This window comes from Streptomyces sp. NPDC102490, assembly GCF_044765285.1.
In the GTDB taxonomy this organism is placed as follows: domain Bacteria; phylum Actinomycetota; class Actinomycetes; order Streptomycetales; family Streptomycetaceae; genus Streptomyces.
Genome location: NZ_JBIWJU010000001.1, coordinates 43,809 through 56,783, shown reverse-complemented (window position 1 = coordinate 56,783; position 12,975 = coordinate 43,809). Strand labels below are relative to the sequence as shown.

Below are 12,975 nucleotides of genomic sequence, written 5' to 3'. Positions count from 1 at the left end.
GGCGCACGGGCCCGGACCGGAGCCCCGCGCGGGGGACTTGCGGGGCTCGGCGGCGTACGCGTACCCGTGTCCGTGCCGCGTAGGCTGGATGCCGCCCTGCTTCCTGTATAGCTCCGTGAGGTGTCCTGTGTCCCCGCGTCGCAACCGCCCCAAGGGAGCCGGTCCGTCCGGCCGGAGCGCCGAGGAGGACGGCTCCGGCCGTTACGGCGGCTGGCAGTCCTCGGAGAGCTGGCAGGGCGAGGAGTGGAGCGTACGGCACGTGGCGGGCGCGAGCGCGCGGGGCAAGGCGTACCGCTGCCCGGGATGCGACCAGCTCATTCCGGACGGCGTCCCGCACGTGGTGTCCTGGCCCGCCCACTCGGGCGTCGACGAGCGCCGGCACTGGCACAAGGCGTGCTGGAACGCGAAGGACCGCCGCACCACGCGGGTGCAGCGGTCCCGTAACGCGCCGAGGTTCTGACCGCCCGCCTACACGTCCCGCTTCTCCAGCAGGGCGAAGGCGGCGGCGAACGCGACCGCCGTCACGCCGAGCACGATCCACAGCGGGTCCCAGCCCGAGGGCCCGGACTCGGAGAGCGAGTTGGCGTAGAAGATGCTCAGCTGGTTCGGGATCGAGTACTCGAACAGGGCCTGCTGCACGTCCTTGAGCGACTCCGAGAACATGAACAGCGCGATCACCAGCGGGGCGAGCAGGATGCCGATCATGATGGTGATGGCGCCCGCCGAGTGCCGGATGATCGAGCCCATGGCCAGCGAGAGCAGCCCGAGCAGCGCGACGTAGAGCGAGACGCCGACGGTGCCCTTCAGCCACTCCGCGCCGGTCGGGTTCTCGGCGCCGTTGCCCTCCAGCATGGACACGTGGGCCAGCCCGACCAGCGTCGCGGAGACCAGCGTCACCACGAACGCCATCAGGAAGAACACGATGCCCTTGGCCGCCAGCACCCGGCCGCGGCTGGGGCAGGCGGTCATCGTCGTGCGGATCATGCCCGTGCCGTACTCCGAGGCGGTGGTCAGCACGCCGAGCGTGATCACGCACATGCTGCCGAGCAGCAGCCCGAAGAAGCCGAGGCTCAGCGCGCTCTCCCCGGCCAGGTCGGAGTCCGAGCCGGCCACCACCGCGCCGGCCAGCAGCCCGATGCCGAGGACCAGCAGGACGAACACGCCCAGCGTCCACATCGTCGAGCGCACCGACTTGATCTTCGTCCACTCCGAGGCCAGCGCGTGCACGAGGGTCGTGCGCACCACCGGGATCGGCGACGTGTAGGTCGGGTACGGCGAACCGGGCGCCGCGTGCCAGTCGGGCGCGGCCTGCTGCGTCGGGGGCTGGGGCGTGCTCATCGGGCGTCCTCGGGCTGGGTCGGGTCGGTGGCGGGCGCGGCCGCGGGCGGCGCCGGAGCCGCGGCGGGGGCCTGGGGCATCGGCGGGGCCTGGGGCGCCCGCTGCTCCGCGTACGGGTTGGCCGGCGGACCGCCCGGCACCGCCCCGGGCGCCACCGGTGCGCCGTACGGGCCCGCGGGGGCCTGGCCCGGCGCGCCCTGCGGCGCGGCGAAGGGCTGACCGCCCTGCTGGGGCGGCGGCGGGGCGTACCACCCGGGCTGGCCCTGCCCCGGTACCGGCATCGGCGGCTGCGCGCCGGGCGGCAGGGGCTGCTGGAGCCCGGCCTTCTGGTCGGCGGTCGACCGGTAGTCCACGGCGCCCTGCGTCATCCGCATGTACGCCTCCTCCAGCGAGGCCTGGTGCGGCGACAGCTCCCACAGCCGTACGTCGGTGTCGTGCGCGATGTCGCTGATCCGGGGGAGGGCGAGCCCGGTCACGCGCAGCGCGCCGTCCTGTTCGGGCATCACGTGCCCGCCCGCCTCGGTCAGCGCCGAGGTCAGCTTCTCGCGCAGATGCGGATCGGTGTCCGGCGTCCGCACCCGGGCGAAGTCGGCGGAGTTGGCCGAGATGAAGTCCGTCACGCTCATGTCGGCGAGCAGCTGCCCGCGCCCGATGACGATCAGGTGGTCGGCGGTCAGCGCCATCTCGCTCATCAGGTGCGAGGAGACGAAGACGGTGCGGCCCTCCGCCGCGAGCGCCTTCATCAGGTTGCGCACCCAGTGGATGCCCTCCGGGTCGAGGCCGTTGACCGGCTCGTCGAAGAGCAGCACCTGGGGGTCGCCGAGGAGCGCGGCGGCGATGCCGAGCCGCTGGCCCATGCCGAGCGAGAAGCCCTTGGAGCGCCGCTTGGCCACGTCCTGGAGGCCCACCACGCCGAGCACCTCGTCCACCCGCCGGGCCGGGATGCCGGACAGCTGGGCGAGGCTCAGCAGGTGGTTGCGGGCGGCCCGGCCACCGTGCACCGCCTTGGCGTCCAGCAGCGCGCCGACGTGGCGCGCGGCGTTCGGCAGCTTGCGGTACGGGTGGCCGCCGATCGTCACGTGCCCCGCGGTGGGGTTGTCCAGGCCGAGGATCATCCGCATCGTCGTCGACTTGCCGGAGCCGTTGGGCCCCAGGAAGCCGGTGACGGCACCGGGCCGCACCTGGAAGGAGAGGTTGTACACGGCGGTCTTGTCGCCGTATCGCTTGGTCAGGCCGACAGCCTCGATCATGCTCCGCACCCATCGGAAGGTTCAGGGACAGCAGGGCACACGCCCCCGTAAGGGTTAGGAGGATATCCAGGCGCTGACGGTTCCGTTCAAGCGCGGGCAAAATCCGACGCCGTACGAAGGCCGGGCGGAGGGGGTCAGGCGTCCCTCCGCTTCAGCACCGCGTAGCCGCCCACGAGCGCCGCGATCACCCACAGCGCCATGATCCCGAGACCGCCCCACGGCCCGTACGGGACGTCGTCGTCGATCGGCGTGACCACCTGCATGATCTTGCTGCCGGCCTGGTCCGGCAGGAACCGGCCGACCTTCTCCGTCGCGGGGACGTTGCCCAGGATGTTGGAGATCAGGAAGAAGAACGGCATCAGGATGCCCAGCGACAGCATCGGTGAGCGCAGCATCGCGGCGACGCCCATGGAGAACATCGCGATGAGGGTCATGTAGAGGCCGCCGCCGAACACCGCGCGCAGCACGCCCGGGTCGCCGATCGACGCCTTGAGGTCGCCGAGCATCGCCTGGCCCAGGAAGAAGGTGGCGAAGCTGGTGACCATGGCCACCACCAGCGCGAGGCCGGTGGCCACCGCGATCTTGCTGAACAGGAAGGTGCCGCGCCGCGGCACGGCGGCCAGCGAGGTGCGGATCATCCCGGAGCTGTACTCGTTGCTCACGACCAGCACCCCGAACACGATCATCGCCAGCTGGCCGAGGCTGGTGCCGGCGAAGCTGATGAAGGTCGGGTCGAAGGAGAGCTGGTCCCGCCGGCTCATGTCGTCGAACCCGCTCTTCGACAGGGCCGAGATCAGCATGCCGAGGGCGATGGTGACGACCACGGCGAGGCCCAGCGTCCACACCGTGGACGCGACCGACCGGATCTTGGTCCACTCGGACCGGACGACCTGTGTCGCCGCCATGCTCAACCCCTCTTCCAGTCGCTGCCCCACGGCTGCTGCGGAGGCTGCCCCGGTGGCTGTTGCTGCTGCGGCACCGCGCCGGGCGGCTGCCCGTCGTGCGCGTGGTACTCCACGGACTCCGCGGTCAGCTGCATGAACGCCTCCTCCAGCGAGGCCCGCTGCGGGCTCAGCTCGTGCAGCACGATCTGCTGCCGCGCCGCCAGCTCGCCGACCGCCTCCGACTTGTCGCCGTCCACCTCCAGGACCCCGTCGCCCGCCTCGACGACCGCGACCCCGGCACCGTGCAGCGCGTCGAGCAGCTGCTCGCGCTGCGGGGTGCGGATCCGGACGTAGCTGCGCGAGTTCTCCGCGATGAAATCGGCCATCGAGGTGTCCGCCAGCAACCGGCCCTGGCCGATGACCACCAGATGGTCGGCGGTCAGCGCCATCTCGCTCATCAGGTGGGAGGAGACGAAGACCGTACGGCCCTGCGCGGCCAGGGACTTCATCAGATTGCGGATCCAGTGGATGCCCTCGGGGTCCAGGCCGTTGACCGGCTCGTCGAACATCAGGATCCGCGGGTCGCCGAGCAGCGCGCCGGCGATGCCGAGCCGCTGCCCCATGCCGAGCGAGAAGCCCTTGGTCTTCTTCTTGGCGACCGCCGAGAGCCCGACCGTGTCCAGGACCTCGCGCACCCGGCTCGCCGGGATGCCGTTGCTCTGCGCGAGGCACAGCAGGTGGTTGTAGGCGCTGCGCCCGCCGTGCCAGGCCTTGGCCTCGAGCAGCGCGCCGATGTACGTCAGCGGGTCCTTCAGCTGCTCGTAGCGCTTGCCGTCGATCCGCACGTCCCCGGCGGTCGGCCGGTCCAGGCCCAGCACCATCCGCATGGTCGTCGACTTGCCCGCACCGTTGGGGCCGAGAAAGCCCGTGATGATGCCGGGTCTGACGGTGAAGGAGAGATTGTTGACCGCCACCTTCTCGCCGTACCGCTTGGTCAGCCCCTCGAGCTCGATCATGGCGCCCACGGTAGAACGGCACGAGGCCCACTGCCACCCCAGTGACAGAAGGCCTCGTCCTTGTTCGTGCGAATTCAGCAGGCGTACGCCCCTCGTGCGGGCCGAACCGCCTCAGCGGGACTGCTGGGCCGGCACCCCGCGGGAGACCGACTCGTCCTCGACCGCCGGAGCGGCGGCCACCGCGGCACCCGTGAGGGACGCCAGCATCTCGCGCACGTTGGTCAGCTGCGCGTTGATGGAGTCGCGGCGGTTGGTGAGGGCGGCCAGCTCGCGCTCCGACTCCGAACGGATCCGGTCGGCCTTGGCGTTGGCGTCGGCCACGATGTCCTCGGACTGGCGCTGCGCCGTCTCCACGGTCTGGCGGGCCCGGCGCTCGGCGTCCGTGCGCAGCTTCTCCGCCTCCAGGCGCAGCTGCTCCGCGCGGTGCTCGATCTCCGCGAGCCGCTTCTCGGCCTTGGCCTGACGGGAGGCCAGGTCCCGCTCGGACTGCTCGCGGCGCTTGGCGAGGTTCGTCTCGAAGTCGGCGGCGGCCTGCGCGGCCTTGGCGCGGGTCTCCTCGAACAGGGCGTCGGCCTCGTCGCGCTTGGACTGCGCGTCCTTCTGCGCCTCGGAGCGCAGCTGGGAGGCGTCGCTCTTGGCCTTCTCGACGATCCGGACGCCCTCGTCCTCGGCCTTGGCCTTGCGCTCGGCGGCGTACGACTCCGCGTCATTGCGCACCTGCTGGGCGGCCGACTCGGCCAGCTCGCGGTGCTGCTCGGCCGCGCGCCGGGCCTCCTCGCGCAGGTCCTTCGCCTCTTCCTCGGCGAGCCGCAGGATCTTCTCGACCCGGGCACCGAGACCGGCGTACGACGGCTCGGCGTCGTTGACCTGGGCCTGGGCGTTCTGAGTCTCGAGGTGGAGCTCCTCGATGCGCTTTTCCAGAGCGGTGATGCGGGCGAGAGCGCTGTCACGGTCGGAGACGAGCTTGGAGATACGTTCGTCCACCTGAGCGCGGTCGTACCCACGCCGCACAAGCTCGAAGCCGTAGGGGGAAGTGTCGCTCATGGGGTTCCTGTCGAAAGAGACCGGGTGAGGTGATAGAGGGAATCCTAGGCGCCAATGCGGTGTGTCATCGAGCGGATGCACGTTTGGTACGGAGAATGACACCTCTTTTGAGTGGCTGACCCATGGATGGCTTGCCAAAGTTCGAGTGAACGGTCCCGTCGGGACTCGGCCAAAGATCTCCAGCAGACACCGAATACGCCCCGGATGCTAGCCGTCTGACGACTTGCCACCCGAACGTGGGGCGCCCACCGTCGCACCGGCCTTCACCCCGTTGTCCTTCGCGCTCCCGGGCGCCTCGAAGGACTCCAGTGCCTCCAGCACGTCCTGCACCCGGGAGATCTCCGCGTTGATGTCCTCGCGGCGCCGGACCAGCACCTCCAGCTCGCGCTTGCCCTCGTCGACCGTGCGCCGGGCCTCGCGGACCGCCTCGGCCTTCAGCTCCTCGGCCTCGCGGACCAGGGTGGCCTTCTTCTGCTCGGCCTCCTTGAGCAGCCCCTCGGCCTTCTTGACGGCGGCGATGCGCACCTTGCCCGCCTCGGAGTTGGCCTCCGACACCAGCTCCTTGGCCTTCGCCTCCGCCTTGGCCAGCTGCTCCTCGGCGGCCTTGATGAGCGCGTCGCAGCGGTCGCCGGCCGACTTCATCGTCTCGGCGGCCTCGCGGCGGGCCCGCTCGTGCAGCTCCTCGATCTCCGAGGTGAGCCGCTCGCGCAGCTCCTCCGCGCGCTCCCTGATGGCGGTCGCGTCCCGGCGGGCGCCGACCAGCAGCTCGTCCGCGTCCGTACGGGCCTTCTCCACCCGGGTGTTGCCCTCGACCGTCGCCTCCTGGACGATCCGGTCGGCCTCCGTGCGGGCCGCGCCGACCATCGTGTCGGCCTGCGACTCGGCGTCCGCGGTGGTCTTCTGCGCCTGCTGCTGCGCCTCGGTGAGCAGCTTGTCGGCCTCGGCGGTGGTCTCCGTGATGAGCGTGTCGACCTGCTCGGCGGCCTCCGAGCGCCGCTTGTTGGCGTCCTTGCGGGCCTCGTCGAGGGTCCGCTCGGCCTCCTCGCGGGCCGCCGTGGTGACCCGCTCGGCCTCCGCGGCCGCCTCACGGCGGACCCGGTCCGCCTCGGTGCGGATCCGCTCGGCGTGCTGCTGCGCGGAGCCGACGGTGTCGGCGGCCTCGGCCCGCAGCCGCTCCGCCTCCCCGGTGGCGTCCGAGACCAGCTGCTCGGCCCGGGCGCTCGCCTCGGCGCGGACCCGGTCGGCCTCGGCGATCGTCTCGGTGCGCAGCCGCTCCGCCTCGGTGGCCGCCTCGCTCCTGACCCGCTCGGCCTCGCTCGCCGCCTCGGCGGTGACGCGCTCCGCCTCCGCGAGTGTCCGGGTCCGGATCCGGTCGGTCTCGGCCGCCGTCTCGGTGGTGAGCCGCTCCGCCTCGGAACGCGCCTCGGTGATCAGGGTGTCCGCCTGCGTCGCCGCGTCGGACCGGATGCGGTTGGCGTCCTCGCGGGCGTCCGCCCGGGTGCGGGACGCGGACTGCTCGGCCTCGGCGATGGTGTCGGAGGCCTCCGTGCGCACCCGCTGGGCGTGCTCGGAGACGTCCGCGCGGATCCGCTCGGCCTCCGTGACGGCCTCGGACACGGTCCGCTCGGCCAGCGCCTTGGCGGCCTCGGTCTCCTCGTGCGCCTCGCGCCTGAGCCGGCCGGCGTCCTCCCCGGCCCGCTCGCGCTCGGCGTAGGCGTCGGCGCGGACCCGGTCCGCCTCCTCCTGGGCCTCGTGCCGGGTGCGCTCGGCGGCGTGCTCGGCGGCGCTGCGCAGCCCGGTGATCTCCTCCTGGGCCTGCTCGTGCAGCCCGGCGACCGACTCGCGCACCTGCGTCGCGTGCTGCTCGGCGGCCGACACCATCTCGGTGGCACGCCGGTCGGCCTCCTCGACCAGCCGGGTCGCCTCGGCCTGTGCCTCCTCCACCCGGTTGCGCGCCGAGGCCAGCAGCTCCTCGCTCTGCTCGCGGGCCCGCAGACGCTCCTGGTCGGCCTCCTGCCGGGCCGAGCCGAGCAGTTCCTCCGCCTCGCGGCGGCGCCGGGCGGCCTCCTCCTGGGCGGCGGCCAGCGCCTCCGACGCCTCGGCCGCGATGCGCTCGGCGGCGGCCTGAGCTTCCGCCCGCACCCGGTCGGCGCTCTCCTGCGCCTCCGACTTCAGCCGCTCCGCCTCGTTGGAAGCCTCCGAGCGCAGCCGTACGGCGACGGCCTCGCCCTCCGCGCGGGAGGCGGACGCGTCTGCGGCGGCCTCGGTGCGCAGCCGCTCGGCCTCCGTCTCGGCCTGCTGCTGGAGCGCACGGATCCGCTCCGCGGCCTCGGTGCGCAGCCGCTCGCTCTCCTCGGCGGCCTCGCGGCGGATCCGCTCGCCCTCCTCGCGGGCCTCGCTCAGGGCCTGCTCGGCCGCGGTGCGGCGCTCCTCGGCCTCGGTGTGCAGCCGCGTCAGCTCCTCGGCGGCCTCCGCCTGCCGGGCCTCGACGGCGCGCTCGGTCTCCTCGCGCAGCTCGCGGGCGGCCCGCTCGGCCTCCGCCTGGAGCTCCGCCACCCGCTCGGCGGCCTCCGCGCGGTGCCGCTCGGCCTCCGCACGGGTGCGCTCCAGGGTCTCCTCGGCCTGCCGGCGCAGGGTCGTCGCCCGCTCGATGGCCTCGGTGCGGACCTTCTCGCTGTCCGCCGTCGCGCTCTGCCGCAGCTCGTCCGCGTCCGCCTTGGCCTTGGCGAGCAGCTCCTCGGCGGTCTTGGCCGCCTCCTCGATCTGCGCCACGGCCTCCTTGCGGGCCTCGGCGCGGATCTTCTCGCCCTCGGCGACCGCGTCCGCCCGCAGCTGCTCGGCCTCGCCGCGCAGCCGGCGCGCCTCCTCCTGGAGCTCGACGGTCTTGGCGCGGTACTCCTTGGTGTCGTCCTTCGCCGCGCCCTTGAGCTGCTCGGCGATGTCGTGCGCCTCGGCGCGCAGCCGGTCCGCCTCGGCCTCGGCCTCCGAGCGGATCCGCTCGGCCTCCTCGGTGGCGGCCTTCGTGGTGCGCTTGGCGTCCTCGGACGCCTTGTTCAGCACGTCCTCGGCGGTCTTGGCCGCCTTGGACAGCTGGGTGGCCGACTCCTCGGCGGTGATCGTGCGCGCCTTCTCGGCGGCCTCGGTGACGATCCGCTCGGCCTCGGCACGGGCGTCCGCGACCACCTGCTCGGCCTCGGACCTGGTGTTCTCCGCGTCCTTGGTGGCCTCGCCGACCAGCCGGGCGACCTGCTCCTTGGCGGTGCGGGTGCGCTGCTCGTTGGTGGCCTCGGCGCTCGACAGCGCCTTGGCCGCGGCCTCCTCGGCCTCGGCGACCACCTTCTCGGCCTCGGCCTGCGCCTTGCGCAGCGCCTCCTCGGCCTCGGTCATCCGCTGCTCGGCGGTGCGGCTCAGCTCCTGGGCCCGGCGCCGGGCGTCCTCGGACTCGGTGGCCGTGGAGGTGCGCAGCTGCTCGGCGTGGTCGGTGGCCTCCTGCGCCTGCGTGGAGGCGGCGTTCAGCAGCCGCTCGGCGTCGGCACGGGCCCGGCGCAGGATCTGCTCGGCCTCGGCACGCGCGCTCTCCGCGTCGCTGCGCAGCCGCTGCCGGGCCTCGGCGGTCAGCCGCTCGGCCTCCGCGCGGGCCGCGGCCATGGCCTGCTCGGCCTCGGCGCGGGACTCGTCGAGCAGGCGCCGGGCCTGCTGCTCGGTGCGGGCGCGCAGCTGCTCGGCCCAGGCCACGTTCTCGTTGACGTGCGACTCGACGGTCTGCCGGCGCTCGGCCAGCTCCTGGTCCAGCTGCTGGCGGCGGGTCACCGCCTCCTGGTGCAGCTCCGCCTGGAGCCGGGCGGCCTGCTCGGCGTGCTCCTGGAGGATCCGCTGGGTCTGCGCCCGCGCCTGGCTCAGCTCCCGCTCCGCGTCGGCGCGCAACTGGTCGGCCTGCGTCTGCGCGTTGCGCAGCAACTGCTCGGCCTGGTACCCGATGTCGCCGCCGTCGAAGGCGGGCCGGGACATGATGGTGCGCCGCGCCTCGTGCAGCTTGGCGCGCAGCACCTCGACCTGGTAGCCGAGGTCCTCGGCGTGCTGGATCGCCTTTTCCCGCTCGGTCTTCAGCCGCTTCATCTCGGCCTCGAACCGAGAGAGGTGGTCGACGTCAGCCGCCGGCTCTCGCTCCTGGCTCTCGTAGCCCCGCACTGCGCGGTCCCATCCGTCCCCTGGTCGCAAATCTTCCCGAACGGGCTCCGTCCGTCCGCCGGACGGGGCCCCCGGGGAATGGTGTCAGATCAACGGCGGGGCATGTGCTGCTGCCCCGTCGCCGACCCCCCGAAACACGACCCCGGCGGTCCCGTCGTCGCACGATGACAGGACCGGGTCACCCTGGACTGAGCGGCGACCGCACCCAACCCTACCGGCCCCTATGTACGAGGGTCAGTGCTCAGGTGACTCAACGGCCGCCGATGTGACCAGTTCTGTCAGTACGCCGTGGCAGTCCTTGGGGTGCAGGAAGGTGATCCGCGACCCCATGGAACCCCGCCGGGGCTCGTCGTACAGCACGCGGACGCCCTTGCCCCGGATGTCCGCGGCGTCCGCGTCCACGTCCGCCGTACCGAACGCGATGTGGTGGACGCCCTCGCCGTTCTTGGCCAGCCACTTGCCGACCGCGGAGTCCTCGCGGGTGGGCTCCAGGAGCTGGAGGTACGAGGCGCCCCCGTCCGACGTATCGTTGATCTTGAGCATGGCCTCCCGCACGCCCTGCTCCTCGTTGACCTCGGTGTGGAACACCTCGAAGCCGTAGGTGGCACGGTAGAACTCGACGGTCGCGTCGAGGTCGTGGCAGGCGATTCCGATGTGGTCGATTCGCGTCAGCATGGTCTCAGTGCAGCGCTCCGGAGGTGGTTACGCAACGTGCGCGCGATCACACCGACAGCCCGGTGACGGGCGGGATACCGCTCAGTACATTCGAGTAAACCCTCGTTCACTCCTCGGCCTGTGCGGGCCGGAAAAGGGGATCGCAGCCCATGTCTTCTGCATCGAACGGCACGACTTCCGTCATCGTCGCGGGTGCCCGCACCCCGATGGGGCGGCTGCTCGGCTCCCTGAAGTCCTTCTCCGGGGCCGACCTCGGCGGCTTCGCGATCAAGGCCGCGCTCGACCGCGCGGGGATCGGCGGCGACCAGGTCCAGTACGTGATCATGGGGCAGGTGCTCCAGGCCGGCGCCGGGCAGATCCCCGCCCGCCAGGCCGCCGTCAAGGCCGGCATCCCCATGAGCGTCCCGGCGCTCACGATCAACAAGGTCTGCCTCTCCGGCCTCGACGCCATCGCACTCGCCGACCAGCTCATTCGCGCGGGTGAATTCGACGTGATCGTCGCCGGCGGCCAGGAGTCCATGACCAACGCCCCGCACCTGCTGCCCAAGTCCCGCGAGGGCTACAAGTACGGCGCGGTCGAGATGATCGACGCCATGGCCCACGACGGCCTGACCGACTCCTTCGAGAACATCGCCATGGGCGAGTCCACGGAGAAGCACAACACCCGGCTCGGCATCGAGCGCGCCGCCCAGGACGAGATCGCCGCCCTGTCCCACCAGCGCGCCGCCGCCGCCCAGAAGAACGGCGTCTTCGACGCCGAGATCACCCCGGTCGAGATCCCGCAGCGCAAGGGCGACCCGGTGCTGTTCGGCAAGGACGAGGGAATCCGCGGCGACACCACCGCCGAGTCGCTCGGCAAGCTCCGTCCGGCCTTCGCCAAGGACGGCACCATCACCGCGGGCTCCTCCTCGCAGATCTCCGACGGCGCGGCGGCCGTGGTCGTCATGAGCTGGGCCAAGGCCGAGGAGCTGGGCCTGGAGTGGATCGCGGAGATCGGCGCCCACGGCAATGTCGCGGGCCCGGACAACTCTTTGCAGTCGCAGCCGTCGAACGCCATCCGGCACGCCCTGAAGAAGGAGGGCCTGGAGGTCGGCGACCTGGACCTCATCGAGATCAACGAGGCCTTCGCGGCCGTCGCCGTCCAGTCAATGAAGGACCTCGGCGTGTCCACCGAAAAGGTGAACGTCAACGGTGGTGCCATCGCCCTCGGGCACCCGATCGGCATGTCCGGGGCCCGGCTGGTGCTGCACCTCGCCCTGGAACTGAAGCGGCGCGGCGGCGGCGTCGGCGCGGCGGCGCTGTGCGGCGGCGGCGGTCAGGGCGACGCGCTGATCGTGCGGGTGCCCGGGGCCTGACCCCGGAGCCACGACATTCCGAACGGAGCTGAACGGAGCTGTGATGCAGGACGTCTCCTCACTGGTGGCCCAGGCCCGAGAAGGCCGGCCGCGGGCCGTGGCCCGGCTGATCTCCCTGGTCGAGGGGGCGTCCCCGCAGCTCAGGGAGGTCATGGAGGCGCTCGCGCCGCTCACCGGCAACGCCTACGTGGTCGGTCTGACCGGCTCCCCGGGCGTCGGCAAGTCGACGTCCACCTCGGCGCTGGTGACGGCGTACCGCAAGCAGGGCAAGCGGGTCGGCGTGCTCGCCGTCGACCCGTCCTCCCCCTTCTCCGGCGGCGCCCTGCTCGGTGACCGGGTGCGGATGTCGGAGCACGCCTCCGACCCGGGCGTCTACATCCGCTCGATGGCGACCCGCGGCCACCTCGGCGGCCTCGCCTGGGCCGCTCCGCAGGCGATCCGCGTGCTGGACGCGGCCGGCTGCGACGTGATCCTGGTGGAGACGGTGGGCGTCGGCCAGTCGGAGGTCGAGATCGCCTCCCAGGCCGACACCTCCGTGGTCCTGCTCGCCCCCGGCATGGGCGACGGCATCCAGGCGGCCAAGGCCGGAATCCTGGAGATCGGCGACGTCTACGTCGTCAACAAGGCCGACCGCGACGGCGCCGACGCGACCGCCCGCGAGCTGAACCACATGCTCGGTCTCGGCGAGGCCCGCGCCGCCGGCGACTGGCGCCCGCCCATCGTCAAGACGGTCGCCGCCCGCGGCGAGGGCGTCGACGAGGTCGTCGAGGCGCTGGAGAAGCACCGCGCGTGGATGGAGGAGCGGAACGTCCTCGGCGAACGCCGTCGCGCCCGGGCCGCCCGCGAGGTCGAGACGATCGCCGTCACCACCCTGCGCGAACGCATCGGCGATCTGCACGGGGACCGGCGGCTGGGCGCCCTGGCGGAGCGCATCGTCGCGGGGGAGCTGGATCCGTACCGGGCGGCGGACGAACTGGTCGCGGGGCTGACGCAGGGCTGAGGGGTGCGGGGCGGGGTTTCCGGGGGTGTTTCTTTCGCCCCCGCCGCCCCTTCCCGTTCCCGTCCCCGGGGGCTGCGCCCCCAGACCCCGCTTTCGGCCTGAACGGCCTCGTCCTCAAGCGCCGGACGGGCTAGAATCCCCCGCGTGTTCCTCCTCTTGGCCTAGGGCCCGCCCCGCACGCGACCGCCGCATCCGGCCGTCGCGCGCATCGGCGTCCCCTCGTTG

Annotated in this window: 10 protein-coding genes and 1 pseudogene; 4 read left to right on the top strand and 7 right to left on the bottom strand. The window is 72.6% G+C overall.

The genetic code is table 11. The features are described from left to right. Positions 1–127 precede the first annotated feature (127 nt). Positions 128–460, top strand: coding sequence for an ATP/GTP-binding protein (locus ACIRGB_RS00250; RefSeq protein ID WP_403856861.1), 333 nt, complete (start codon positions 128–130; stop codon positions 458–460). Positions 461–468: 8 nt separating this feature from the next. On the opposite strand, the gene ACIRGB_RS00245 is transcribed toward ACIRGB_RS00250, so the two are convergent. The 7 genes from ACIRGB_RS00245 to mce form a co-directional block, all read right to left on the bottom strand. Continuing rightward, positions 469–1,338, bottom strand: a complete 870-nt coding sequence (locus ACIRGB_RS00245) for an ABC transporter permease (RefSeq protein ID WP_403856858.1) — start codon at positions 1,336–1,338, stop codon at positions 469–471. Beyond that, the gene (locus ACIRGB_RS00240; RefSeq protein ID WP_403856855.1) at positions 1,335–2,588 is read right to left on the bottom strand and encodes an ABC transporter ATP-binding protein; all 1,254 of its coding nucleotides are present in this window, start codon (positions 2,586–2,588) and stop codon (positions 1,335–1,337) included. The genes ACIRGB_RS00245 and ACIRGB_RS00240 overlap by 4 nt, the downstream gene beginning before the upstream one ends. 134 nt (positions 2,589–2,722) lie before the next feature. Next, positions 2,723–3,493, bottom strand: coding sequence for an ABC transporter permease (locus tag ACIRGB_RS00235; protein WP_403856852.1), 771 nt, complete (start codon positions 3,491–3,493; stop codon positions 2,723–2,725). Between the two features lie 2 nt (positions 3,494–3,495). Next, entirely contained in the window at positions 3,496–4,488 is a 993-nt protein-coding gene (locus tag ACIRGB_RS00230; RefSeq protein ID WP_403856849.1) for an ABC transporter ATP-binding protein, read from the bottom strand. Positions 4,489–4,599: 111 nt separating this feature from the next. Beyond that, positions 4,600–5,532, bottom strand: coding sequence for a hypothetical protein (locus tag ACIRGB_RS00225; protein WP_059301484.1), 933 nt, complete (start codon positions 5,530–5,532; stop codon positions 4,600–4,602). A gap of 207 nt (positions 5,533–5,739) precedes the next feature. Beyond that, positions 5,740–9,720 (bottom strand): polarized growth protein Scy, encoded by a 3,981-nt coding sequence (gene scy, locus ACIRGB_RS00220; protein ID WP_403856845.1) that lies wholly within the window; start codon positions 9,718–9,720, stop codon positions 5,740–5,742. Positions 9,721–9,954: 234 nt separating this feature from the next. Continuing rightward, positions 9,955–10,395 carry a methylmalonyl-CoA epimerase gene (gene mce / locus ACIRGB_RS00215; protein WP_059301486.1) on the bottom strand — a complete coding sequence of 147 codons (441 nt, stop codon included), beginning with the start codon at positions 10,393–10,395 and terminating at the stop codon, positions 9,955–9,957. A gap of 149 nt (positions 10,396–10,544) precedes the next feature. Between mce and ACIRGB_RS00210 the strand changes: the two genes are divergently transcribed. The 3 genes and pseudogenes from ACIRGB_RS00210 to ACIRGB_RS00200 form a co-directional block, all read left to right on the top strand. After that, entirely contained in the window at positions 10,545–11,750 is a 1,206-nt protein-coding gene (locus tag ACIRGB_RS00210) for an acetyl-CoA C-acetyltransferase (protein ID WP_403856841.1), read from the top strand. 43 nt (positions 11,751–11,793) lie between these two features. Next, positions 11,794–12,750, top strand: a complete 957-nt coding sequence (gene meaB, locus ACIRGB_RS00205; RefSeq protein WP_403856838.1) for a methylmalonyl Co-A mutase-associated GTPase MeaB — start codon at positions 11,794–11,796, stop codon at positions 12,748–12,750. Continuing rightward, a pseudogene (locus tag ACIRGB_RS00200) lies at positions 12,746–12,907 on the top strand (cobyrinic acid a,c-diamide synthase); the annotation flags it as partial. The gene meaB and the pseudogene ACIRGB_RS00200, both read left to right, overlap by 5 nt. Positions 12,908–12,975: the final 68 nt, after the last annotated feature.